Origin of the sequence: Staphylococcus sp. EG-SA-15 (assembly GCF_017151895.1) — a bacterium.
Taxonomy (GTDB): Bacteria; Bacillota; Bacilli; order Staphylococcales; family Staphylococcaceae; genus Staphylococcus; species Staphylococcus aureus.
Map to the genome: position 1 here is coordinate 1 of NZ_JACVZN010000038.1, position 25748 is coordinate 25748.

The 25748-nt window shown below is 32.9% G+C and carries 26 protein-coding genes and 2 pseudogenes; 16 read left to right on the forward strand and 12 right to left on the reverse strand.

The window, feature by feature from the left end:
- From IDG64_RS12940 to IDG64_RS12970, 7 genes and pseudogenes are all read left to right on the forward strand, one after another.
- A pseudogene (locus tag IDG64_RS12940) lies at positions 1-202 on the forward strand (tRNA uridine-5-carboxymethylaminomethyl(34) synthesis GTPase MnmE); the annotation flags it as partial.
- A 66-nt stretch (positions 203-268) separates the two neighbouring features.
- Complete coding sequence (gene mnmG / locus IDG64_RS12945) at positions 269-2146, forward strand: tRNA uridine-5-carboxymethylaminomethyl(34) synthesis enzyme MnmG (protein ID WP_000249657.1); 1878 nt, start codon at positions 269-271, stop codon at positions 2144-2146.
- Positions 2146-2865, forward strand: coding sequence for a 16S rRNA (guanine(527)-N(7))-methyltransferase RsmG (gene rsmG, locus IDG64_RS12950; RefSeq protein ID WP_000215594.1), 720 nt, complete (start codon positions 2146-2148; stop codon positions 2863-2865). The genes mnmG and rsmG overlap by 1 nt, the downstream gene beginning before the upstream one ends.
- Positions 2866-2907: 42 nt before the next feature.
- Complete coding sequence (gene noc / locus IDG64_RS12955; protein ID WP_000742837.1) at positions 2908-3747, forward strand: nucleoid occlusion protein; 840 nt, start codon at positions 2908-2910, stop codon at positions 3745-3747.
- Between the two features lie 317 nt (positions 3748-4064).
- Positions 4065-4418, forward strand: coding sequence for a DUF3147 family protein (locus IDG64_RS12960; RefSeq protein ID WP_000491382.1), 354 nt, complete (start codon positions 4065-4067; stop codon positions 4416-4418).
- Positions 4419-4485: 67 nt separating this feature from the next.
- Positions 4486-4881, forward strand: a complete 396-nt coding sequence (locus tag IDG64_RS12965) for a DUF3147 family protein (protein ID WP_000779136.1) — start codon at positions 4486-4488, stop codon at positions 4879-4881.
- A 259-nt stretch (positions 4882-5140) separates the two neighbouring features.
- Entirely contained in the window at positions 5141-5710 is a 570-nt protein-coding gene (locus tag IDG64_RS12970) for a helix-turn-helix transcriptional regulator (RefSeq protein ID WP_001054120.1), read from the forward strand.
- Between the two features lie 117 nt (positions 5711-5827).
- On the opposite strand, the gene IDG64_RS12975 is transcribed toward IDG64_RS12970, so the two are convergent.
- The 4 genes from IDG64_RS12975 to vraD all read right to left on the reverse strand — a co-directional run bounded on the left by IDG64_RS12975 (position 5828) and on the right by vraD (position 9333).
- Positions 5828-6028 carry a cold-shock protein gene (locus IDG64_RS12975; RefSeq protein ID WP_001059079.1) on the reverse strand — a complete coding sequence of 67 codons (201 nt, stop codon included), beginning with the start codon at positions 6026-6028 and terminating at the stop codon, positions 5828-5830.
- Between the two features lie 392 nt (positions 6029-6420).
- On the reverse strand, positions 6421-6612 hold the full coding sequence (gene vraH, locus IDG64_RS12980; RefSeq protein WP_000672039.1) for a peptide resistance ABC transporter activity modulator VraH: 192 nt from the start codon (positions 6610-6612) through the stop codon (positions 6421-6423).
- A gap of 92 nt (positions 6613-6704) precedes the next feature.
- A complete protein-coding gene (gene vraE, locus IDG64_RS12985) occupies positions 6705-8585 on the reverse strand; it encodes a peptide resistance ABC transporter permease subunit VraE (RefSeq protein ID WP_000143643.1) in 1881 nt (626 codons plus the stop codon).
- Positions 8575-9333, reverse strand: a complete 759-nt coding sequence (gene vraD, locus IDG64_RS12990) for a peptide resistance ABC transporter ATP-binding subunit VraD (protein WP_000154162.1) — start codon at positions 9331-9333, stop codon at positions 8575-8577. Before vraD ends, vraE begins: the two co-directional genes overlap by 11 nt.
- A 282-nt stretch (positions 9334-9615) precedes the next feature.
- On the opposite strand from vraD, the gene IDG64_RS12995 reads away from it, so the two are divergent.
- A complete protein-coding gene (locus IDG64_RS12995; protein WP_001051870.1) occupies positions 9616-10128 on the forward strand; it encodes an HdeD family acid-resistance protein in 513 nt (170 codons plus the stop codon).
- A gap of 133 nt (positions 10129-10261) precedes the next feature.
- Here the strand turns inward: IDG64_RS12995 and IDG64_RS13000 are convergent, their stop codons facing one another.
- The 3 genes from IDG64_RS13000 to IDG64_RS13010 all read right to left on the reverse strand — a co-directional run bounded on the left by IDG64_RS13000 (position 10262) and on the right by IDG64_RS13010 (position 13056).
- The gene (locus tag IDG64_RS13000) at positions 10262-11056 is read right to left on the reverse strand and encodes an arylamine N-acetyltransferase family protein (RefSeq protein ID WP_001017421.1); all 795 of its coding nucleotides are present in this window, start codon (positions 11054-11056) and stop codon (positions 10262-10264) included.
- A 242-nt stretch (positions 11057-11298) separates the two neighbouring features.
- Positions 11299-12315 (reverse strand): HoxN/HupN/NixA family nickel/cobalt transporter, encoded by a 1017-nt coding sequence (locus IDG64_RS13005; protein WP_000215638.1) that lies wholly within the window; start codon positions 12313-12315, stop codon positions 11299-11301.
- A 165-nt stretch (positions 12316-12480) separates the two neighbouring features.
- On the reverse strand, positions 12481-13056 hold the full coding sequence (locus IDG64_RS13010; RefSeq protein ID WP_000174566.1) for a helix-hairpin-helix domain-containing protein: 576 nt from the start codon (positions 13054-13056) through the stop codon (positions 12481-12483).
- A 221-nt stretch (positions 13057-13277) separates the two neighbouring features.
- Between IDG64_RS13010 and rarD the strand changes: the two genes are divergently transcribed.
- The gene (gene rarD, locus IDG64_RS13015) at positions 13278-14186 is read left to right on the forward strand and encodes an EamA family transporter RarD (RefSeq protein ID WP_001091180.1); all 909 of its coding nucleotides are present in this window, start codon (positions 13278-13280) and stop codon (positions 14184-14186) included.
- Positions 14187-14598: 412 nt separating this feature from the next.
- Here rarD and IDG64_RS13020 read toward each other — a convergent pair whose 3' ends face one another.
- Positions 14599-16017: an anion permease gene (locus tag IDG64_RS13020; RefSeq protein ID WP_000432348.1), complete on the reverse strand. Its 1419-nt coding sequence runs from the start codon at positions 16015-16017 to the stop codon at positions 14599-14601.
- A 237-nt stretch (positions 16018-16254) separates the two neighbouring features.
- Positions 16255-16719: a bacillithiol transferase BstA gene (bstA, locus tag IDG64_RS13025; RefSeq protein WP_000208912.1), complete on the reverse strand. Its 465-nt coding sequence runs from the start codon at positions 16717-16719 to the stop codon at positions 16255-16257.
- 166 nt (positions 16720-16885) lie between these two features.
- On the opposite strand from bstA, the gene IDG64_RS13030 reads away from it, so the two are divergent.
- Together IDG64_RS13030 and IDG64_RS13035 are read left to right on the forward strand one after the other, a co-directional pair.
- The gene (locus tag IDG64_RS13030; protein ID WP_000116727.1) at positions 16886-17224 is read left to right on the forward strand and encodes a PadR family transcriptional regulator; all 339 of its coding nucleotides are present in this window, start codon (positions 16886-16888) and stop codon (positions 17222-17224) included.
- Positions 17214-17981 (forward strand): membrane protein, encoded by a 768-nt coding sequence (locus IDG64_RS13035; protein WP_000949563.1) that lies wholly within the window; start codon positions 17214-17216, stop codon positions 17979-17981. Before IDG64_RS13030 ends, IDG64_RS13035 begins: the two co-directional genes overlap by 11 nt.
- 118 nt (positions 17982-18099) lie before the next feature.
- Here IDG64_RS13035 and pcp read toward each other — a convergent pair whose 3' ends face one another.
- Together pcp and trhO are read right to left on the reverse strand one after the other, a co-directional pair.
- The gene (gene pcp / locus IDG64_RS13040; RefSeq protein WP_000547834.1) at positions 18100-18738 is read right to left on the reverse strand and encodes a pyroglutamyl-peptidase I; all 639 of its coding nucleotides are present in this window, start codon (positions 18736-18738) and stop codon (positions 18100-18102) included.
- A 151-nt stretch (positions 18739-18889) separates the two neighbouring features.
- Positions 18890-19846 (reverse strand): oxygen-dependent tRNA uridine(34) hydroxylase TrhO, encoded by a 957-nt coding sequence (gene trhO / locus IDG64_RS13045; RefSeq protein ID WP_001109284.1) that lies wholly within the window; start codon positions 19844-19846, stop codon positions 18890-18892.
- A 243-nt stretch (positions 19847-20089) separates the two neighbouring features.
- On the opposite strand from trhO, the gene IDG64_RS13050 reads away from it, so the two are divergent.
- Positions 20090-21061: an SMP-30/gluconolactonase/LRE family protein gene (locus IDG64_RS13050; RefSeq protein WP_000082560.1), complete on the forward strand. Its 972-nt coding sequence runs from the start codon at positions 20090-20092 to the stop codon at positions 21059-21061.
- A 477-nt stretch (positions 21062-21538) separates the two neighbouring features.
- On the opposite strand, the gene IDG64_RS13055 is transcribed toward IDG64_RS13050, so the two are convergent.
- Positions 21539-22054: a YceI family protein gene (locus IDG64_RS13055; protein WP_000181123.1), complete on the reverse strand. Its 516-nt coding sequence runs from the start codon at positions 22052-22054 to the stop codon at positions 21539-21541.
- 378 nt (positions 22055-22432) lie between these two features.
- Here IDG64_RS13055 and IDG64_RS13060 point away from each other — a divergent pair, with 378 nt between their 5' ends.
- From IDG64_RS13060 to IDG64_RS13075, 4 genes and pseudogenes are all read left to right on the forward strand, one after another.
- Entirely contained in the window at positions 22433-23281 is an 849-nt protein-coding gene (locus IDG64_RS13060; RefSeq protein ID WP_000528922.1) for an SAM hydrolase/SAM-dependent halogenase family protein, read from the forward strand.
- Between the two features lie 28 nt (positions 23282-23309).
- On the forward strand, positions 23310-23864 hold the full coding sequence (locus IDG64_RS13065; RefSeq protein WP_000743711.1) for an ECF-type riboflavin transporter substrate-binding protein: 555 nt from the start codon (positions 23310-23312) through the stop codon (positions 23862-23864).
- A 52-nt stretch (positions 23865-23916) separates the two neighbouring features.
- On the forward strand, positions 23917-25629 hold the full coding sequence (locus IDG64_RS13070) for an ABC transporter ATP-binding protein (protein ID WP_000138652.1): 1713 nt from the start codon (positions 23917-23919) through the stop codon (positions 25627-25629).
- Positions 25626-25748 (forward strand): annotated as a pseudogene (locus IDG64_RS13075) (energy-coupling factor transporter transmembrane component T family protein); the annotation flags it as partial. The gene IDG64_RS13070 and the pseudogene IDG64_RS13075, both read left to right, overlap by 4 nt.

Here is a 25748-nt window from a genome sequence, read left to right on the forward strand (position 1 = left end):
TAATTCAAGACATATTTCATTATTAAAACAAGCAAGACAAACGATACAAGATGCGATTGATGCAGCAGAATCTGGTGTGCCTATGGATATGGTACAAATTGATTTAACTAGAACTTGGGAAATATTAGGAGAAATTATTGGTGAGACTGCAAGTGATGAACTCATCGATCAGTTATTCAGTCAATTCTGCTTAGGTAAATAGTAATTGAAATAGACGGAATACCGTCTTAAGAAGGCTAGTAAGATATCAAATAAGGAGGTTTATATTGTGGTTCAAGAATATGATGTAATCGTTATAGGTGCGGGACATGCAGGTGTAGAAGCAGGTTTAGCATCTGCAAGACGTGGTGCTAAAACATTAATGCTAACAATAAATTTAGATAATATTGCATTTATGCCATGTAACCCATCTGTAGGTGGACCAGCTAAAGGCATCGTTGTTCGTGAAATTGATGCTTTAGGTGGACAAATGGCAAAAACAATCGATAAAACACACATTCAAATGAGAATGTTAAATACAGGTAAAGGACCTGCTGTAAGAGCACTAAGAGCGCAAGCAGATAAAGTACTTTATCAACAAGAAATGAAACGCGTGATTGAAGATGAAGAAAATTTGCATATAATGCAAGGTATGGTAGACGAACTTATTATAGAAGATAATGAAGTTAAAGGTGTACGTACAAATATTGGTACAGAGTATTTATCTAAAGCAGTAATTATTACAACGGGAACATTTTTACGTGGTGAAATCATTTTAGGTAATATGAAGTATTCAAGTGGACCAAATCACCAATTACCATCAATCACATTATCAGACAATTTAAGAGAACTTGGCTTTGATATTGTTCGTTTTAAAACAGGTACACCACCGCGTGTAAATTCAAAAACAATTGACTATTCGAAGACTGAAATACAACCAGGTGACGATGTAGGTCGTGCATTCAGCTTTGAAACAACAGAATATATATTAGATCAATTGCCATGTTGGCTAACGTATACTAATGCTGAAACACACAAAGTTATCGATGATAATTTACATCTATCTGCAATGTATTCAGGGATGATTAAAGGAACCGGGCCACGTTATTGCCCTTCAATTGAAGATAAATTTGTTCGATTTAATGATAAGCCGCGACATCAACTTTTCTTAGAGCCTGAAGGTCGTAATACAAATGAAGTATATGTGCAAGGATTGTCTACAAGTCTTCCTGAACATGTGCAACGTCAAATGTTAGAGACGATACCAGGTCTTGAAAAAGCAGATATGATGCGTGCCGGCTACGCAATTGAATATGATGCGATTGTGCCAACGCAGTTATGGCCTACACTTGAAACGAAAATGATTAAAAACTTATATACTGCAGGTCAAATTAATGGTACATCTGGTTATGAAGAAGCAGCAGGACAAGGATTGATGGCAGGTATTAACGCTGCAGGTAAAGTGTTAAACACAGGCGAAAAGATATTAAGTCGTTCAGATGCATATATTGGTGTCTTAATCGATGATCTTGTAACTAAAGGTACTAATGAACCTTATCGTTTACTAACATCACGTGCAGAATATCGTTTGTTACTACGTCATGATAATGCTGATTTGAGATTGACGGATATGGGATATGAACTTGGTATGATTTCTGAAGAACGATATGCACGTTTTAATGAAAAACGTCAGCAAATTGATGCGGAAATTAAGCGTTTATCAGATATTCGTATTAAACCAAACGAACATACGCAAGCGATTATTGAACAACATGGTGGTTCTCGCTTAAAAGATGGTATTTTAGCTATCGATTTATTACGCAGACCTGAAATGACTTACGATATAATTTTAGAAATTTTAGAAGAAGAACATCAATTGAATGCAGATGTTGAAGAACAAGTAGAAATACAAACAAAATATGAAGGTTATATCAATAAATCACTACAACAAGTTGAGAAAGTTAAGCGTATGGAAGAGAAGAAAATTCCAGAAGACTTAGATTATAGTAAGATTGATAGTTTGGCGACTGAAGCGCGAGAAAAATTATCAGAAGTAAAACCTTTAAATATTGCACAAGCTTCTAGAATATCAGGGGTAAATCCAGCAGACATATCTATATTATTGATTTACTTAGAACAAGGTAAACTCCAAAGGGTGAGTGACTAATGACTGTAGAATGGTTAGCAGAACAATTAAAAGAACATAATATTCAATTAACTGAGACTCAAAAACAACAGTTTCAAACATATTATCGTTTACTTGTTGAATGGAATGAAAAGATGAATTTGACAAGTATTACAGATGAACACGATGTATATTTGAAACATTTTTATGATTCCATTGCACCTAGTTTTTATTTTGATTTTAATCAGCCTATAAGTATATGTGATGTAGGCGCTGGAGCTGGTTTTCCAAGTATTCCGTTAAAAATAATGTTTCCGCAGTTAAAAGTGACGATTGTTGATTCATTAAATAAGCGTATTCAATTTTTAAACCATTTAGCGTCAGAATTACAATTACAGGATATCAGCTTTATACACGATAGAGCAGAAACATTTGGTAAGGGTGTCTACAGGGAGTCTTATGATGTTGTTACTGCAAGAGCAGTAGCTAGATTATCCGTGTTAAGTGAATTGTGTTTACCGCTAGTTAAAAAAGGTGGACAGTTTGTTGCATTAAAATCTTCAAAAGGTGAAGAAGAATTAGAAGAAGCAAAATTTGCAATTAGTGTGTTAGGTGGTAATGTTACAGAAACACATACTTTCGAATTGCCAGAAGATGCTGGAGAGCGCCAGATGTTCATTATTGATAAAAAAAGACAGACGCCGAAAAAGTATCCAAGAAAACCAGGGACGCCTAATAAGACTCCTTTACTTGAAAAATAATGCATAATCCTTTACAACTAACATAAAAGGAGCGAATGGATAATGAAAAAACCTTTTTCAAAATTATTTGGTTTGAAAAACAAAGATGACATCATTGGACATATTGAAGAAGATCGCAATAGTAATGTTGAATCCATTCAAATTGAACGTATCGTTCCCAACCGTTATCAACCAAGACAGGTGTTTGAACCAAATAAAATTAAAGAACTTGCTGAATCAATACATGAACATGGTTTACTACAACCTATTGTTGTAAGACCGATTGAAGAAGATATGTTTGAAATTATTGCTGGAGAGCGCCGATTTAGAGCAATACAATCACTAAATTTACCTCAAGCAGACGTTATTATTCGTGATATGGATGATGAAGAGACGGCTGTTGTTGCATTAATTGAGAATATTCAAAGAGAAAATTTGTCTGTTGTTGAAGAAGCGGAAGCCTATAAGAAATTATTGGAAATTGGTGATACAACGCAAAGTGAATTGGCAAAAAGTTTAGGTAAAAGTCAAAGCTTTATTGCAAATAAGTTGCGTTTATTGAAGTTGGCGCCGAAAGTACTACTTCGCTTAAGAGAAGGTAAAATTACTGAACGCCATGCGAGAGCGGTATTATCATTGTCTGATAGCGAACAAGAAGCGTTGATTGAGCAAGTCATTGCACAAAAGCTAAATGTGAAACAGACTGAAGATAGAGTACGCCAAAAAACGGGGCCCGAAAAAGTCAAAGCACAAAACCTTCGCTTTGCACAAGATGTCACTCAAGCACGAGATGAGGTAGGCAAAAGTATCCAAGCGATTCAACAAACAGGATTACATGTTGAGCATAAAGACAAAGATCATGAAGATTATTATGAAATAAAAATTCGAATATATAAACGTTAGTAGTAGGATGTCGTATACATGATGACTAACACATAAAAGACAAAGCTAAGATCATAACAGCTTTGTCTTTTTTTTGTTTTACGTGAAACATAAAAATTTATATTTATATGTTGATTTGAAAATTACAGTTAATGGTAATTTTCAATAATTTGAGCTGGATATACTTTCATTTGAACCCTTTATTGCTAGTTTATGAAAGTATCATGAAAGCTTTATGAACATCGCTTGAGTTGCCTTTACAGTAGAAAATTTAAGTTTTACACTTTGTGTGAATGATACGTTTTGTATTGAATTAATTATAGAAAGGTACGTTGAAGATGTTTTCAATTGGAAGTGCAATTCTTCATTTTGTCATTGGTGGTATCGCTGTTGCATTAGCTTCAATTATTGCTGATAAGGTAGGTGGTAAGTTAGGAGGTATTATAGCTACTATGCCGGCAGTCTTTCTTGCGGCTATTATCGCATTAGCTTTAGATCATCGTGGTACGCAATTAGTGGAGATGTCGATGAATCTTAGTACTGGAGCAATTGTCGGTATTCTGTCTTGTATATTAACTGTATTTTTGACATCTCTCTACATTAAGCATAAAGGTTATCGGAAAGGCGCAATATTCACGGTTGTTTGTTGGTTTGTTATTTCCCTCGCAATATTCAGTATTAGACATTTATAGTTTGGAAAATGCGTGATAATTAGTTGTATTCAGTTATTAAGTAATAAATTATTGGAGGCAGAACATCATGAAATTAACATTAATGAAATTTTTTGTGGGGGGATTTGCAGTATTATTAAGTTATATTGTATCTGTAACACTACCTTGGAAAGAATTTGGCGGTATATTTGCAACGTTTCCGGCAGTATTTTTAGTGTCTATGTTTATTACAGGTATGCAATATGGTGATAAAGTCGCTGTGCATGTAAGTCGTGGCGCAGTGTTTGGTATGACAGGGGTATTAGTTTGTATTTTAGTTACATGGATGATGTTACATATGACGCACATGTGGTTGATTAGCATTGTTGTTGGTTTCCTAAGCTGGTTCATCAGTGCAGTATGTATTTTTGAAGCAGTAGAATTTATAGCACAAAAAAGATTAGAAAAGCATAGTTGGAAAGCTGGAAAATCGAATAGTAAATAGTGTGAACGTAATCTCTTAAATAGGACTAACTTCGCAAGTATTGAATAGCATGGAAAAGTTGCATCATTAATAAGTGAAATTCAAGTTGGCATTGAGAAAATTACAAGCGCGTAATTATACAGGTCTGTCTTAAGGGAGTCTTCGAACCCCGATGTTGTCGTATGTCAAAACATTTAGTCAATCATACAGGTGACTTGATTTAACTTTATCTGATAGTCTGATTGTAATGATTGTACTAATTGAATGGAGGCGTATGTAATTGAATCTGAGTAAACAAATTAAAAAATATAGGGAACGAGATGGTTATTCACAAGAATATCTTGCTGAAAAGTTATATGTATCTAGGCAGAGTATTTCTAATTGGGAAAATGACAAAAGCTTACCAGACATACATAACTTATTAATGATGTGCGAATTGTTCAATGTAACTTTAGATGATTTAGTAAAAGGGACCATTCCATTTGTACCTGATATTAAAGCGCAACGAAGTCTTAACTTATGGACATATGTGATGCTTATTTTCATGACATTAGCTGCAATTTTAACAGGACCTTTAATTGTTTATTGGAATTGGGCTTGGGGTATAACGGTGATAGTCATTTATGGAATAGGTTATTATGCAGCTATGAAAATAGAAGACTTTAAAAAAGTGCATAAAATGGATAACTATGATCGAATTGTTGCTTTTATGAATGGAAAAGATCCTAGTGAAGTACAAACGACTAAAGCTAGAAATATAAAAACAGGTGTACTTTCTTTCATAGCATTTGTTGGTGCAATCATTCTTATAGCTTTGATTAGTATGTATCTGGCAAATAAGTTTTTATAAATGATCGCGGTATGGCCTCATATTATCCAAAATAGCATAAAAAAATACCAACAAGATTTAGAACCTTGTTGGTAATCAAAGCGATTCATTTATAATGAGTCGTTTTATTTTGTAAGATTAAACAGTTTGTACGTTAACTGCTTGGTCTCCACGTTGACCTTCAGTGATTTCGAAAGTAACTTTTTGACCTTCTTCTAAAGTTTTGTAGCCATCGCTAGCGATACCTGAGAAATGTACGAATACGTCTCCGCCATTTTCTTGTTCGATGAAACCAAAACCTTTTTCTGCGTTAAACCATTTTACTGTACCGTTATTCATATAGAAAACCTCCATGTGCTTTTGCACTTAATATTTGTAACAAATTCATAACTAAAAAAGAGGATATTCTAAACAAATACACTACAATTTAATTCACGAGCTTTTATTACGTAAGACCAACTATACGCTCATATTGGCATAATGTACAGTGTTTTTTGAAAATAAATTAAAAAAGATTTTTAAAAACCTTAGAAACGTTGATTTAAAGGGGTTTATAAAAATAAAAAAATTGTAGTCTTTTATGGTGTTTGCTAGTTTTCAAAGTGACATATCGTTTAAACATGATGATTTTATAAGCAATCCATAAAAAACAAGCAGCGATAAACGCTACTTGTTGATATTAAAATCTGACTTGAAAGGTCATAGCAATGTTCTATACCGATGGAATGTGCTTACTTGCCTTTTTCTTCACGACGTTTTAAATAATAAGAGCCACCTAATAAACCAGCTGGAATGCCTATCATTGGTGTTGTGAATGAGCTTAATACAATAACAAGTATTGTTAAAGCAATGACGTTATACCAAGTTACAGTCAAATTTTTCAAATCCTCATATGATTGTTTTACTAATTCTCTAAATTTCATGATTCAATCTCTCCTTTTTTATAAATCAATTAATAGTTATACTGCATTGCTTAAAATCAAAATCTCAATGAAGCATCTTTTAATCACAAGTGTTAAATGGTTTTCTTAATCAATTTGTTTGAATGTACAAAAGCAATTAAAGCAAAAGTAATGTAAATGAGGGTGTATACAACAATTACTACAATAACCGGCATGAAGGAAATATTACCCATCAATTTCATAAATGCTATTGCGGCGAATACTGCATGTAATATAGCAATCAATAATGGTAAACCGAAGTTGAAAGTAATTTTTAATAATAATCCCTTAAGCATATCTGTATGCGTAAAGCCTATGCGTTTTAATATTCTGAAGTTACTTAGTTCATCCTCAGTTTCATCCATTTGTTTAATATAAATAATACATCCAGCTGCTACTAAAAATGCTAATCCTAAAAATGATGTAACAAATATTAGAATACCGTTAGTAGCATCGACCTCTTTTTTCATTTCATCATAAGTGATGACTTTGTCTCCAAACTGTTTTGCAATTGCTTGAGCTTTTTCCTTTTGTGATGTTTGTTTAATATCATATCCATAAAAAGTATGAACGTTATTTTGTGTTTTCAACTGCTGATACTTTTCAGGACTTACTTCGATGACAGGTGAGTTGAAGCTTAGATTTAAAGGATAAACCTTGTCTTTGTCTTCTTGTGTAACACGGAAAGTCTCATTCTTTGTACCTTTTACTACTAAATCTTTGTTTAAATGAATATTAATCACGTTAGGCAGCGATTTTGTATTTGTAATGATGGCATTGTTGCCTGTTAACTTGTTATTTGCACTTAAAATAGAATTCGTGCGACCTGAATCACTACCATTTTCCAAAGTAATAACCTGATCATTAACATTATCTACAGTAATAGTTTCGTAAGCATTTTTAGAAAATGTAATTTGTTGTTGGCTTAGTTTAGTTTCAAATTGTTTAGCATCTTGAGTAGCGACCACGTTAAATTCATTTGGTGCCATAGATGTAAGGGTTTGATCTGTATTTGATTTAGATAATGCCGCAAAACACAAAACAGTTACTGTAACTGCAGAAATAATTGCAATGATAGTTAAAGACATCGCATTTTTCTTCATTCTGTACATAATAGACGATGTGAATACAACATCGGTAATAGATACGCGTCCATTTTTTGATTTTTTCAATGTTTTAAAAATAAGTGACACGGAACTTCTGAAGAATAAATAGGCGCCTACAACCGTTAAAAATAAAATGATAAACGGTGATGTCATAGCCATAGTTAGTGCTTTGAACGTACCAAACATTTCTGTCGCCATATAATAGCCTATTGCAATCATAGCAATACCTAATACGCCTGAAATAACCTCTGCAGTCGTTACTTTAGCAGTTGTGGCATCAGTTTTAATTGAATCTTTCATCATTGATAAGATACTACGTCTTTTTAGAAATAAAGCACTTTGAAATAAAATCAGTACATACGCAATAATTAGCATGAAAATAGTTAAAACAAGGGCCATAGGTTCGAAATGTATCGATAGGTTAATCGATAACGACATCAATTTAGATACTATGGAAAGCAATAATTGTGCACCTGCAATGCCACATAATACACCGACAACACCTGTGATTAAAAATACAATCATTTGTTCAAGTGCTAACATTTTCAAAATGTTTTGTCGTGTTAAACCAATCAACTGAAATAGCGCAAATTCACGTGTACGACGTTTCACGAATAAATGATTGGCATACATTAAAAAGATGACAATAATGATAAATAAAAATATTGATCCGACTAAAGCACCTTTCTTAATGATGGCCATCGAGTCGTCATTATTTACACCTTTAGTAAACTGTAAGGTTGTAAAACTGAAATATAAGACGATGCTAAAAAATAATGAAAATAAATACATTGCATAATGTTTTAAGTTTTGGCGTAAGTTTTTGAAAACGATATGGTTAAATGTCATTTGAGACACCACCTAATACTGATTGAAGATGTACAATGTCTTCATAAAAGGCCTGTTTAGAACGTCCTTCCTGATAAAGTTGTGTATGAATTTGGCCATCTTTTAGCATGATGACACGTTCTGCAAAACTTGCTGCAACCGGATCATGTGTAACCATGACAATAGTTGTATCAAACGATTTATTCATTTCTTCCAAACGTTGTAATAAGTCATTTGCACTTTTCGAGTCGAGTGCGCCTGTTGGCTCATCTGCAAATATGATTTGTGGTTTGTGAACAAATGCTCTCGCTGCTGCAGTTCTTTGTTGTTGACCACCAGATAATTCGCTAGGGTATTTATTTCCTAGGTCATAAATACCTAATGCTGTCGTGATCGCTTTGTAATTTTCTTCCATTGTTGCCTTCGACATTTTTTGAACAGATAAAGGTAACATAATGTTTTCTTTAACAGTTAATGTCGGCAGAATACTGTAATCTTGGAAGATGAAACCTAATGATTCTTTACGGAATTTGGCAAGTGCTTTTTGATTAAGTTTATTAAGCTCTTGTCCGTTAGCAATCACGCTACCGCTAGAAATTTGGTCAATTGAACTTAGTACATTTAATAAGGTTGTCTTACCTGATCCAGAAGGCCCCATAATCGCAACGAATTCGCCTTTTTGTATGTCAAAGTTAATATCTTTAAGTGCTTGAAATGTGTGCTTTTTACCGTATGTTTTTGAAACATGTTGCACTGATAATATTGTCATAGTCTCACTCCTTTTGTATTTAATTTCATTTTAAATAATGTTTGGAGTAGTAGCCTTTATCTAAACTTACAATTCAATGTTTGAACCTTACAGAGTTGAAAGCTATCGCTACGTAGTAGATTTTTGAGTGAGGATACAGATTCATCGTACATATTAGACAAAAGCAATGGTGCTTTCTAAGTGATGATGTTTGTGTAAATTGAGAAAAGGGAATTTAATTATTGTATAATAAATTTTTTGTAAAAATTAAAAGAGGGCTTTATTTGAAAGGAATTGATTGTTATGGCAAAAGGAAACCAAGGTATTAAATGGTCTAGTTTAATAATGGGTGTATTATTATTAATGTTGGCAGTCGTTATTTTTACATTTCCAATTGAAAATTTTTATGCTATTACCTGGTTGATTGGACTGTTTGTATTAATTAACGGTGTGATTCAAATCATTTACCGTAGAAAAGCAAAAGCTTTAGTAGGTGGTAACCAAAATTGGATTCTGTTTATGGGGATTGTAGATATTCTCTTTGGTCTTATTGTCATTTTTAATGTTGGCGCTAGCTCGGCATTTTTTATCTACATGTTTGCATTCTGGTTCATTTTTAGTTCTATTGCAGGATTATTTACGTTTACGGGTAGTGGTAGCTTAAAACTAATTTCAGTGATTTTTAATTTATTAGGTATTGTTTTCGGTGTCATTTTATTATTTAATCCATTAATGGGTATCGTCTTTATTTCGACGATGATTGCTATTGCATTTGTATTCGTAGGTGTCATTTATGTTGTAGATGCACTTGCTTAAGTAAAATGAAGCGGTTCAAAAGAAGGGTGTGACATGAAGTTTGTGTCATATCCTTTTTGTTGTGTTTATGAAGCATAAAAAAGGGGCGCTACCTACAATAAGTAAGATACGCCCATATTTTTATATTTTACTATTATTGTTTTTCAATACGATTAATAGTTACATTTAGTCCAAAATATTTTTCTAAAAAATGTTTATAGTTATCTTTAGTGACATCAAATTTTTCTGAGCTACCATTCCTTGTTAAAGTTAAATGATTTTCAGACATTGTAGCACGGCCAAATGATTGTGGCATTGTAATTAATAAATGCTGTACAAATATTGAATCTGGATGCGTTTGATTATATTCGATGTTGCTATTAAAATCTTCTATTTGTTTAGGTTTGAATTCAGCTTCATATTTTGTATGCCAATGATCATTTTCGAATTTTTGAACATAGAAAATATCCTTGTCTTCGTTGTTAAAAATAGCGCGGAATGTACCACTGATATCAGTAATTGGTTGTGTATGCTCAGATGAAGTAATAGGAATGGCATGTAGAGGTAAGTCTCCAAAGCCAACATCAGTTACATAGAATACATCATTTATAGAAACAACAAGTGAAGCATGTGAACCGTTCAGACTACGACCGCCACCGGGTGTGTGAATAGTAGCTGACATTAATGCAGGATTAAATCCTTTTTGTTGTAAATAGGCTTTGAAAAATGTATTTAACTCATAACAAAAACCACCACGTTTATCATGAACAATTTTATTAAAAAGTGCATCGATATTTATAGATATAGGCTTACTATTTTGAACATCAATATTTTCAAAAGGTACAGTTAACATAAAACGTGTTGCATAATAATTTAATGCTTCAATACTCGGTCGATTATAACGAGATGAATCAATTTGTAAATAATTCTCTAACTTCGCAATATTCATAAGCATAGCGCCTCCTGTATTAAAGATTATAATTAAATTTTAAACAGAAATACTGAAATTTTAAATTCGAAAGCATTGAATTTTGGATAAATACATTTTAAATAGAAAAATACGCTCTCAAAATGAAGTTATCTCTAAAAGAAACGATTTAAAGATGACTACTGAGAGCGTAGCATAATGGAAGAAGTGTGCAGGGTGTCTAAAAATGCAACAATACAAAGGTAGTTGCAAGACAAGTTACTTTATTTAGACCATTTGTGTTCTATGCGACCAAACTTCCAAATTAAACTTGAAATAAGCCAAGTAATTAAAAATAATGCAACTAAAATATAGCCTAAATAATCAAATTCGATTGAACTAATAAATGCCCAAAATGCACCATGTAAGTCTAGTTTATCAGCAAGAATTTGTAGCAATTCAATCATCCCAATCACTAATGCTGCCATGACTGATATCGCAGTAATCGTTATATTGTAATAGATTTTGCGAATAGGATTGAAGAATGCCCAATTATAGGCATACTTCATTACAACACCATCTAATGTATCCAATAAACTCATACCTGATGCGAATAAAATTGGTAAAGATAAGATTCCGATAAATGAAATGGCTTGTTGTGATGCGCCTGAAGAAAGAGCGAGTAACGCAATTTCACTAGCTGTATCAAAACCAAGTCCAAATAAAAAGCCAAGTGGCAATACGTGCCAACTACGCGTGATTAATTTGAAATAAGGTCCTACAAATCGAGAAACAAATCCTCTAGATTCAAGTAATGCATCGACTTCAGCTTCTTCAATGTGTTCACGACGTAATTTAGCGAACAAGTTAATTAAAGAGATTAAAATAATTAGATTCAACACACCGATAAGCACTAAAAAGAAACCTGAAACTAGTGTACCAATCGTTCCACCAATATCTTGGAAATGTGGTAATTCATCTTTAGCCCATTTTACAGATACCCCTAAAAAAACAGCCATTAAAAATACGACAGATGAATGTCCAATTGAAAAATAGAAACCCACACCAGATGGATCTTTGCGTTGCTGTAATAATTTGCGAACCGTATTATCTATCGCGGCGATATGATCAGCATCAAATGCATGACGTAAACCTAATGTATATGCAAGAATCCCCATACCAAATAAGATATGATGGTCTTTTCCAGCAATCCATAAAAAACTAAACCCAATAACGTGTAACAAAATGACAATAGCTATGTATGGTAACCAGCTTAAGCGCTCATTTTTAAAAACAGTCAAAATATATCCTTCTTTCATAACATGATATTTAATCATACTGTATGTTCAATGTGCACTCTAGTAATAAGTGTTCATATAACAAAAATGTTATACAAAATTATTTGTTATATAAAAATATATATGTAACAGCAAAATAATTTTTTGCGATATATATAATTTGATACATTAATCAACAACAATGTAAGATGTCACTTTGCTTAACTTGGCATCCTTTTTATGATTTTCAAATTCAAAAAAATGAGCAAAATGAATCTCTTTACCAGTTTTTAATATTTCAATACCATGCATGGAACCTAAGCACCCATGTGTGATGCTGGAATGGATATTGAGACTAGCAACCTGATTGTAATGATTAGATAGTTCTTGAATTAATATTTGAGGTCCGTATATGTCAAAGCGGCCAGGGACAGACCAAATAAATTCTGTTGTAACCAGTGAACGTAATAATTCAATATCTAATGCTGCTGTAGCAACTATAAAATCTATCATTTGTTGACGTTTAGGCGCATGATTGCATGACACATCTCCTGTTAACTTAAAAGGTAATGATGACTGAACTTCCGTTTTAAAATGTAGTTGGTGCTGAAATAAAGCTTGTTCCAATATTGATATAGCTTTAGGACCAACGCCATGCATCTCCATTAGAGATGACTTCGTATATTGTGATACTGCTTCTAATGTGTATATATCTTGTGAATTTAGCGCGCGTGTTGCAGGCTTTCCAATTTTAGGTAAAGTCATTTGTATCCATCCTTTATGTTGTATGGTAGTCTTTCTGGCAATATACCCTGATTTGTACAGAATTATTTATAAAATTAATATTGTTTAGTGGTTGGTGAATAAATGTGGGAAATATAAACAAAATGATATCTTTATCGAAATATTATTAGTAAAATCGTTATATTAGCATAACCAAGTGAGCGTAACATGTTAAAAATTTGGGAGAGTAAGGAGGTATGTAAGTGAATACAGAATATAAAAAAGGTATATTTTTAGCACTCAGTGCATACATTCTGTGGGGAATACTACCTATATATTGGCAGTTCGTTGATGAAATAGGCGCATTTGAAATTTTAGCCTTTCGTATTATATTTTCAGCAATATTCATGATTTTCATACTCGCGGTTGGACAAAAACAACGCAATGCATTTCAACGAGATATGAATCAATTGTTAGGCAAGCCCATTCAGCTATTAGCGATTGTCGTAGCAGGCTATGTCATTACATTAAATTGGGGTACATTTATTTGGGCTGTAACGAACGGTCACGTCCTACAAACAAGTTTAGGTTATTATATAAATCCACTTGTTAGCATTTTGCTCGCACTTATCTTTTTAAAAGAAAGATTCAATAAATTTGAATGGCTAGCTATTTTATTCGCATTCATCGGTGTATTATATATGACGCTCAAGATTGGAGAATTCCCAATCGTTTCTATTATATTAGCGTTATCCTTTGGTACATACGGATTATTGAAAAAAGTAGTACATATTGATGCCATCAGCAGTATTACGATTGAATGTATTGTTACCGCACCTGCTGGACTAATATACGTTATTTATTTATGGCAGCAACATCAGATGTCATTTGGATTGAACATGTCATCATTTTGGTTGTTATTTTCTGGTGCTATTACGGCAATACCACTAATCCTATTCTCAGCCGGGGCAAAACGTATTCCACTTTCGTTAATAGGATTTATTCAATACGTTGGACCAACAATAATGTTTGTACTCGGCATATTTGTTTTCAAAGAGCCTTTTAATATAGATCAATTAATTACGTTTATATTTATTTGGACAGGTATTGTGTTATATAGTCTTTCTCAATACATTAAATTGAAGAAACATCCGGTCGCAAAAACCCTATAAAATACGAGGAAAGATAATTATACGTGTTTTCAATATCCTTTGTGTCATGATAAGGTGAGACTGAGGTATGTGTGCAGTAACAGCGACAGCTGTATAAATTTGAAACATTAAATATGAAATAAATCACTTTCGTTGAATTCGCACTTAAAATGAATTTAAACGAAGGTGTTTTTAATTTCATGATTTATGAGGGCATACGTAATGTTAATCAACGAAGCGCGTTTATACAGAAATGTATTTTCTGTGATGTTACGCAATGATTTAAAGCGTTATATAGATTTTTAGTGAAGCACGCAATGATTTAAAGGATAAACGTATTTTAAAAAGGGAGTCTTGATTTAGCAAAGGTTGATTTTAAATACAAATTAAAAAGCGCCCAAATCAATGAGATTCGAGCGCTAATTTAAATATTTTAAAATATACCAATTACTTTCATCCAAAGTGATCCTAAACCAATCCAGATAATAAAGTAGACGAAACCTAAGATCAAGTTCATTGTCCACCAACGTTTTTGAGTCACGTAACCTGAAGAGAATAGAATCGGCGCTGGGCCACTACTATAGTGTGTTGTTGAAGCTAATAGGTTACCGAAGAAACCTAACATTAATGCACTGAATAATGGTGGTGCACCGGCTGCGATGGCAACGCCTAGTAATGCTGCATACATCGCACTGATATGTGCTGTAGAACTTGCAAATAAGTAATGTGAATAGAAGTAGAACAATATTAAAATGACCAGTACTATAGGCCAGCTTAAGCCACCAAGACTTGTAGCAATGGATTTACTTAACCAAGGAATAAATCCAAGCTTGTTTAATTGGTCGGCCATTAACACTAATACTGAGAACCATACTAATGTGTTCCAAGCACCTGTTTCGTTTAAAATGTCTTGCCATGTTAAGACGCCTGTCAATAATAACAATGCTAACGCAATAAAGGCCGTTAAAGTTGCATCAATATGAATGAAACTTCCGACAATCCATAGTGTTAACGCAACGACAAAAATACCAATCATAAATTTTTCAGCTAAAGCGATTTTACCCATAGTCGCTAATTCATTTTCAGCCCAACTCTTAGCATTTGGTGTTTCTTTAACAGTTGGTGGATAAATTTTATAAATAATAAAAGGTACAACAATTAAGGAAATAAGTCCAGGAACTAAAGCAGCTAGGAACCAATTCATCCATGTAATGTGAACATTAGATGTGCTAGATGCTAAATTTTGTGCAAGGGGGTTACCGGCCATTGCAGTTAAAAACATAGCCGCAGTAATTAAATTACCTTGGAATTCTGTGAAAACAAGAAATGCACCCATTTTGCGTGCTGATCCGTCTTTCGGTTTCGAACCAAATGATTCAGAAAGTGATTTGATAATTGGGAACATGATTCCACCGGCACGCGCGGTATTACTTGGTGTAGCAGGCGCTAGAATTAAATCTACACCGACGATAGAATATGCTAAGCCTAATGTTTTTTTACCAAATAATTTGACGAAATGAAGTGCGATACGTCTACCAAGACCTGTTTTCACAAATCCTCTCGAAATGAAAAATGCCATAGCAATTAACCAAATGCTATTATTACCAAAACCAGCGACAGCCGTTTTCATGTCAACAATGCCAACGAGTACCATGATTGTAAATCCAATTATAGAGACGGCCCCAATTGGCATCGGTTGTGTAATACAAGCAATGATTGTCGCGACGAATATTGCGAACATATACCATGCTGTTGGATCCACAGCATCCGGTTTAAAAGGTGTAAGTGCCCAAATAAGGAGACCTACAACGATAGGGAGTATAAACTTACGATATTTAACCGTGTTTTCCATGTTAAAACGTCCTTCTTTCTATGTTTTATACATATTTCAATTTAAGAATAAAGCTAACTACAAAAGATGTACAGTAATAATTAAATATAAAATTAAATTAACGAAATCATTAATATAATTATTTTTCGAGAATCGGTGAAGAACTGGTATAGATGGTATTTATTAAATTTAAAAAAGTGACCTTTTAAACAAATAAAAACCCCGTTAACGTGTTGTTAACGGTTAATAAGCACATATTTATTTTAAATTTTTTAATATACGAGACATCTCTTCAATTTTACCAGCATGAAGTGGGATGTGAATGGCATTTAATACTAATAACTCTTCTAAGTTATTACAACCGACAATTGTTTGTTTCAATTCAATTGCTAAATCATCATCAGTTAGATTTCGTGCACGTTCAGGTAATGTTTGGAGACCTTCTAAAATCTTTTCAATACTCGGTACTTCATCCTTCCATTCATCTGGAGACGAACCATTTCCGAATAAAGGTCTATAGATATTTAAATCAATATTCTCTTTACCAGCAACAGCTAAGGCCGATTCAAAAATTGTTAATACATGCCCAAATTGCCAATGAATGGTATTAGAAAAAGGCTTATGATAATCATCAAGTACCTTTTCAACTTTCCAAGCATCATACACATTTACTAAATATCCTAACCCCATATCAATGACATCAAATACTGTTTTTGTAGTCATTATTAATTCCTCCCCCATAAATAAAATATACTTCCGTAAGTATTACCCTATTAACAAAGTTGTTAGTCATTTAAGGAATGTGTACAACAACTACCTTACAATATAAGATAGTTGACGAAAAGTCCTCAATGTACTATCTTATAATGTAAGATAGTAGGTGATGAAAATGTCAGTGTCAAATCAGATTATGAAAGGTCTCTTAGATGGGGCAATATTAGGTCTCATTGCCCAAGGCGAAACATATGGATATGAAATTATGACGAAACTTAAGAATCAAGAGTTTCCAGAGATAAGTGAAGGTAGTATTTATCCAGTTTTAATGCGTTTAAACAAAAAAGGATACGTTGATACGACAATAAAAAAATCTAGTAATGGTGGCCCAAGGCGAAAGTACTATACGATTACCGAGTCAGGTTTAAAGGAATTAAAAGTATTTAAATCAAAATGGCAAGCTTTGAATAAAGGAATGATTAACTTGTTTGGAGGGGAAAACGATGTTAAGTAAACAGTCTCAAGATTTTTTGGAAAAATTACGTGTTGAATTGTTATTTAGAGGTAAAACTGAAGAAGAAGTAGAAGAACTATTGGAAGAGCTCGAAGATCATTTAACTATGGCTGAAAAAAATAACGAAGATACAAGTTCAATTATTAATACACCGATTAAGTCAATGGCTGATCAGTTATCACCTGAGATAAGTCTTACTACCGGTTTATATAAATATATTACGTTGTACTTCGCTTTTGCTTTAGCAGTCATTATAATTCCTATGTTTTTAGATTTGGGTACATTCGATGTGACAATTGCATTTTTATTGTATATAGCTAGTATCGTTATTTTAGGTGTTGTCATTGGTATGCTGATTCTACGCAATACATTAGTCCGATTTGGTGACCAAAAAATAACATATGTTATAAATGTGACTTATGGAATTATCGTATTTTTATGGATGATTTTAGGTGGCTTGATTATTAAAAAATATCCTATCTATAGTTTCTTTGAGTTAAGTGACAAACAGAGTTTCATTATTGGGATAACATTTTTAATATTAGTTATTGGAACTTGTATTTTAATTAAACAGAAAATTTATGCGCTCATCGTGTTGGTAATTTCATTGCCAAGTTTGATAGCAAGGATAGCATCTATCTTTAGTAAAGAACCAGACACTTTTAATTTAGTTTCAGTAAGTATACTCATCATTCTAAATATAGCATTTATTATTTATACATTTGTAAATTTTAGGAAGTTAAAAAAAGAAGACTAAACAATGTCGTTTAGCTAAAATACATCATTATAGTAAAACTGTATACCAATCATCCAAAAGCACCCTAAAGTTAGACTTAAACTAACAAATTAGGGTGCTTTTGTTTGTGCATTTATAACTATTCCGTTGTGCCTAGAGCTATACGTAAATCCTCATCATTAGAAATAGCTTCAATGGCTGCAGTCAAACCTGCAACTATCTTTTCTAATGGCATAGATGGTGTATCGGGTTTACCAATGACCTGCTCTGGTATGTATGGCACATGAATAAATCCGAATCGTAGGTGAGGGTAATGCTTATCTTGTAAATAACCTAAGTGATAAAGTGTGTGATTACAAACAAATGTACCTGCGCTATTTGAAAGTGCTCCAGGAAGTCCTTGATTAATAATACTTTGAGTCATTGCTTTAACTGGTAAATTTGAAAAATAAGCTGGCGCACCGTCTAAGTGAATGGCTTGATCAATAGGTTGAAAATCATCATTATCTGGAATACGTGCATCATCAATATTAATGGCGACACGTTCTGGGGTAATGGCATTTCTACCACCAGCTTGTCCTATAGCTAGTACAACATCATAATGATTAGATGCCAACGTTTTATTTATAATATTATCTACTTTCTTAAAAGAGGTTGGTAGTTTTAATTTATCGATTGTATGTGTGCCAATAATATCTTCTAGTTGAGTCACAGCTTCCCATGAGGGATTGATATTTTGATTGTCAAAAGGCGCAAACCCTGTTACTAAAATGTGCATTTTAAGACACCCCGCAGTATTAAAATTTAATTTAGTATAACACGCGCATAATTAAAAACATATCAGGTTATGTATGCGCATAAAAAACAGCCTTGAAAAACCTTTATAAATCGGATTTTCAAAGCGTGTTTTGAAAGGTATTTAATTAAAACTAAGCATGTTGATGTAAATCATCAAAGTTTGTTAAACGTTGTTGCCACTCATTATCACTAATATTATTTGCTTGAACATAACGATTACGCTCATGTTTAGCACATTCATAAGAGCATGCACCTAAATATTTAGTTTCGTTTTCTTCAGAAACTAATATTTGTTTATTACATTCTGGGTTAGCGCAATTAATATAACGTTCACATGGTTTGCCATCAAACCAATCCTTACCAATAATTGTTTTTTCAACTTGGTTGATATCAACACTGATACGGTCATCAAATACGTACATTTTACCGTCCCAATATTCACCTTTTGTTTCAGGATCTTTACCATATGTAGCAATACCGCCATGAAGTTGAGCTACATCTTCGAAACCTTCTTTTAAAAGCCATCCAGAAAATTTTTCGCATCGAATGCCACCAGTACAGTACGTAACCACTTTTTTATCTGCAAATAACGCTTTATTCTCTTTAATCCAGTCAGGCAAATCTCTAAAACGTGTGATATTTGGACGAATTGCACCTCGGAAATGACCTAAATCAAATTCATAATCATTACGTGCATCAATAATGACTGTGTCATCATCTTCAAGAGCTTTTCTAAATTCTACAGGTGATAAATATTGGCCAGTTGTGTGTCTTGGATCGACGTCATCTTCTAAATCTAAAGCAACGATTTCTTTTCGAGGACGTACATGCATTTTCTTAAAAGCATGTCCTTCAGCTTCATCAATTTTAAACACCATATCTTTGAATCGTTCATCGGCATGCATATGTGCCATATATTGTTCGGTTTCTTCTTTTGTACCAGATAATGTGCCGTTAATACCTTCTGTAGAAACAAGAATTCTACCTTTTAAATGGTGTGCTTTGCAAAACGCTAAGTGATCCTGAGCAAACTGTTCAGGGTCATCAATCGTCGTATATTTATAATATAAAAGAACTTGATAGTTCATAGGTTAATCTCCTTCTATAAACATGTTATAAGCATGTTAATTTTTAAAATAAAGCGTCAATACGCATATTTATCTACGTCCATCATTTTAACAGAGTTGTATTGTCATTCAATATTTCTAGCTTGAAATCAGCCACTAGACCGATAAAATAGATAAATGAAACCGTTATCATTTTATTTGATAGTTATCTTGTTTAAAATGTAAATGATAGTTAAAACGAATGAAATGAAAGGAATGATCATGATGTCACAACAAGATTTACCTACATTATTTTATAGCGGGAAGTCCAATAGTGCTGTTCCAATTATATCTGAAAGTGAATTACAAACAATTACAGCTGAACCATGGCTTGAAATTTCCAAAAAAGGATTGCAACTAGAAGGATTGAACTTTGATCGGCAGGGACAACTCTTTTTATTGGATGTATTCGAAGGCAATATTTTCAAAATCAATCCTGAAACGAAGGAAATCAAACGACCTTTTGTAAGTCACAAAGCGAATCCTGCAGCAATCAAAATACATAAAGATGGCCGATTATTCGTTTGTTATTTAGGAGATTTTAAATCTACAGGAGGCATTTTTGCAGCTACAGAAAATGGTGACAACTTACAAGATATTATTGAAGATCTTTCAACAGCATATTGTATTGATGACATGGTATTTGATTCTAAAGGTGGATTTTATTTTACAGATTTTAGAGGATACTCTACCAATCCACTAGGAGGCGTTTATTATGTTTCGCCGGACTTTAGAACAGTGACGCCTATCATTCAAAATATTAGCGTAGCAAATGGTATTGCTTTAAGTACAGATGAAAAAGTACTATGGGTAACAGAAACTACAGCCAATCGATTACATCGCATTGCACTTGAAGATGATGGTGTGACGATACAACCATTTGGAGCTACTATACCGTACTATTTTACAGGTCATGAAGGACCAGACTCATGTTGTATTGATAGTGACGATAATTTATACGTAGCAATGTATGGTCAAGGTCGAGTGTTAGTTTTTAATAAAAGGGGTTATCCAATAGGACAAATATTGATACCAGGCCGAGATGAAGGGCATATGTTACGTTCTACTCATCCGCAATTTATACCTAGAACAAATCAACTCATCATTTGTTCCAATGATATAGAAATGGGCGGAGGATCTATGCTTTATACAGTTAATGGCTTTGCAAAAGGGCACCAAAGTTTTCAGTTTCAATAAGACCTACCTGAATGAAAGGCGTCTAAATATAAGTTTAAATCTTAGCGATTTTTAATTTAGAAGTTAAATATAATTTGCTTCAATTTGTAAAATGAAGTTTTGTATAACGTAAATAGGCAATATTTAATATAAGAAAGTATAAAGAAGAATTTTCTTGATTATTTCTAATGAAGCCAATGCCAATTTAATAAGGAGTTGTTTATTTTGGCTATTTATATTTTTTGTACAATACTAGTTTTAGTTGCAGTTGGAGCACTTTTGACAAATAGAATAAGGGATAAAAAAGATAAAAGGCTAGATATTTTATCTAGTGTATTACTTTTAATTTCATCAATATCATTGTTACTTTATGGTGTTATTATCAATTAAGTTAAATATGATTTTTAATTTAGAGGTTAAAAAATGCCAACTATACCTAGGGATGATATAGTTGGCATTTCGTATATATATTAAAACAATGAGGATTGTGTAATGAGATTATTCTGAGATTGAAAATTCAGCTGATGCTTCGAATTTCACATCTTTACCTAGCATTACTCCACCAGTTTCAAGTGCTTGGTTAAAGTTAATGCCATATTTTTCTCTATTGATTGTACCAGTAACAATAATACCTGTTACTTGAGAACCATCCATAGGATTCTTACTTACTCCGTTGAATTCAACGTCGAATGTTTCTTCGTTAGTGATACCTTTAATTGTTAAATCACCAACAACTTTGTTTTCAGTAACTGATTTTGTTTCAAACGTGATTTTATCAAATTCATCAGTACCAAAGAAATCACCAGATTTTAAGTGGTTATCACGTGCTTCGTTTTTAGTGTTAATTGAGCTTGGAATAATTGTTGCAGTAGCTTTCAAAGTACTGAAGTCATTAATATCTCCTTCAACAGCTACATCAAATTGATCAAATGAACCTTTCACTTTAGAAACCATTAAATGTTTAATTTGGAATTCTAAACTACTGTGTGCACCATCAAAAGTAAAGTTAGTCATAATATAAAACCTCCATATTTTTATCTCTTAGATATATTTTTTATACTTGATATACATACGATACCACCTAAAAAACAAAGATGCAAGCATTTTATTTCGAATTCGAATATTTTCTGTGATGTATTTAAAGAATGACCTATAAAACACCACACTATTGTTATACCCTAGTCAATTAATTCAAACATAAAGAAGTGATTACAAGTCCGTGAAATTTAGTTAATGAGATAAATCTGACTATTATTATCATTTTTATAGTCACTACTATTGACTTTGCATCAAGTGACTCGTACTATTTTAATATAATTCTGAAAATTCAAAATATAGAACGTTAAATATGTAGATTATATTTTTTTGAAGTTTTAAAAAAGGAGGCATTTTATGGGAAATTATTTGGTTTTGCAATCAGATTTTGGACTTAGTGATGGCGCTGTAAGTGCAATGTATGGAGTTGCATATACTGTAAGTGATGATATACGTGTCGAAAACTTAACGCATGATATACCACCGTATGACATTTGGGTAGCGTCATATCGTTTATATCAAACTGTAAAATACTGGCCTAAAGGCACAGTTTTTGTATCAGTGGTAGACCCGGGTGTAGGTAGTGATAGGCGGAGCATTGCTTGCTTAACATATTCAGGTCATTACATTATTACACCTGATAATGGTTCTTTAAGTCATATTAAACATTACGAAGGTATTAAAAAAGTTATCGAAATTGATGAAGTGAAAAGCCGATTGCCTCATTCGGAAGAAAGTCATACTTTTCATGGTAGAGATGTTTATGCATACAATGGTGCGAGATTAGCTGCAAATAAGATAGCGTTTGAACGTCTCGGTCAGGCAATTAATGTTGATAGTATTGAGGCATTAGAAATAAGAGAAGCGACAAAAAATGAGGATTCTGTTACAGGAAGCATTGATATTTTAGATATCAGATTTGGGTCATTATGGACAAATATTCCATTGGCATTCTTAAAATCCTTGGAAATTGTTCATGGTAATAATTTGGTGGTAACAATTTATCATCAAGATAAGAAAGTCTATCAAAATATTATTAAATTTGCGCGATCGTTTGCAGATGTTAATGTGGGTGAACCTCTTGTGTATGTTAACTCGCTAGTAAATATTGGTGTAGCAGTCAATCAAGACTCATTTTCAGATTTATATCATATTGGTACTGGAAATGATTGGACGATTCATTTATCTAAAGCACCATCAATTTAATGAATTTTTTATGTAAGGAGTAATGAAGATGAAAAAACAAGATATTTCAGTTAAAACTGTTGTTGCGATTGGTATAGGAGCAGCGGTATTTGTGATTTTAGGGCGTTTTGTTGTAATACCAACAGGTTTTCCTAATACGAATATAGAAACATCTTATGCATTTTTAGCATTAATATCTGCAATATTTGGGCCTTTTGCTGGTTTAATGACTGGATTAGTTGGACACGCTATTAAAGATTTCACGACATACGGTAGTGCTTGGTGGAGTTGGGTTATTTGTTCAGGAATTATAGGCTGTTTATATGGATGGATTGGCCTAAAATTAAATCTTTCTTCAGGCCTATTTTCTAGGAAATCGATGATTTATTTTAATATCGGTCAAATTATTGCGAATATTATTTGCTGGGCACTTATTGCACCAACATTAGATATTTTGATTTATAACGAACCGGCTAACAAGGTTTATACACAAGGTGTTATCTCTGCAGTATTAAATATTATTTCAGTTGGTATTATTGGGACAATATTATTAAAAGCATATGCTTCATCTCAAATAAAAAAAGGTAGTTTACGTAAAGAATAATCATTTTGTTGAATCAGATATGTAAATGAATGTAGAAAGGTAATGATATATCATGACTGAACCAATTATCTCGTTCAAAGACTTTAGTTTTCAATATCATAGTCAAGCAACACCTACATTACAGAATATAAATGTTGATATTTATCCAGGAGAAAAAGTGCTAGTAGTTGGTGCTTCAGGTAGTGGCAAATCGACTTTTGCAAATTGCATAAACGGATTAATTCCATTTAAAACTAAAGGTAACATAACCGGGGAACTATATATAAATAATCAAGATGCAACCGTTAGTTGTTTACATGATAGATCTAATGTTGTTGGTACAGTTTTACAAGATACAGATGGACAGTTCATAGGCTTAACAGCAGCTGAAGATATGGCCTTTTTATTAGAAAATAATTGTGTTGAACAAGATGATATGAAGAAAAATGTAAGTTATTGGGCTGAAAAAGTTGGCATGATAGAACATTTAAATCACCGACCGCAAGATTTATCTGGAGGTCAAAAACAACGCGTTTCATTAGGTGGTATATTAATCCATCGTACGCCTATTTTAATATTGGATGAGCCGCTGGCCAATTTAGATCCTGCGACAGGACATGAAACGCTGAGATTGTTAAACAATATTCATGAAGAAACAAAGTCAACGATGATTATTGTCGAACATCGATTAGAAGAATCATTAGATGATACGTTTGATAGAGTTCTTCTTTTTAAAGATGGAAAAATCATCGCTAATACAACGCCTAGTGATTTGCTAAAATCATCTAAGCTTAAAGAAGCAGGCATACGTGAACCATTATACTGTACAGCGCTTAAATATGCAGAAGTAGATGTCGAATCCATTGATAACTTAGCGAATTTACGTGACGTTTGTATGAGTGAACATGTTAAATTTAAAGTGAAAAAATGGATAGATGAAACATCTGCAAATAATGATAATAAGTACAAATCTGAACCGCTATTAGAATTAAATGAGGTATGTGTTCAATATAGTGACTATAGTAATAGTGTACTTAATAATGTTCAATTAAATGTTTATAGAAGAGAAATGCTTAGTATAGTTGGTCACAATGGTGCCGGCAAATCAACACTTGCTAAAGCAATTTGTGGATTTTTAGATATAACAGGTAATATCCAATTTTGTAATAGGGGATTTAATCAATTGTCAATTAGCGAACGATCTGAATTCGTAGGTTATGTGATGCAAAATCCAAATCATATGATTTCTGAAAAAATGATTTACGATGAAGTAGCATTAGGGTTAAGAGCACGAGGTATGAAAGAATCAGATATAAAGATACGAGTAGAGAATGTGCTCAAAATATGCGGACTTTATGCATTTCGGAATTGGCCAATTGCAGCTTTAAGCTATGGTCAAAAAAAGAGGGTCACTATAGCATCTGTTTTAGTCTTAAATCCGGAAATAATCATATTGGATGAACCGACTGCTGGTCAAGATTTCTATCATTATAATGAGATAATGTCATTTTTAATTGAGCTAAACAGACAGGGGAAGACGATTATTATGATTACGCATGATATGCATTTATTGTCTGAGTATAGTTCAAGAACAATTGTATTATCAAAAGGACAAGTCGTTGCTGATACCACGCCAGTATTGGTATTAAATGATAAAAAAATCTGTGAGATTGCATCATTGAGACAAACATCGCTATTTGAAATGGCCGAATATATAGGGATTAGCGAGCCACAGAAATTAGTACAATTATTTATTGACCATGATAGGAAGGTGAGACGCCAATGAATCAATATAATACTATAGGTTTTCACCCGGGAAATAGTCGTATTCATCAATTAAATGCGACTGTTAAACTTTTATTCTTATTAGTTGTTTCTATTTCTGCAATGGTGACTTATGACACA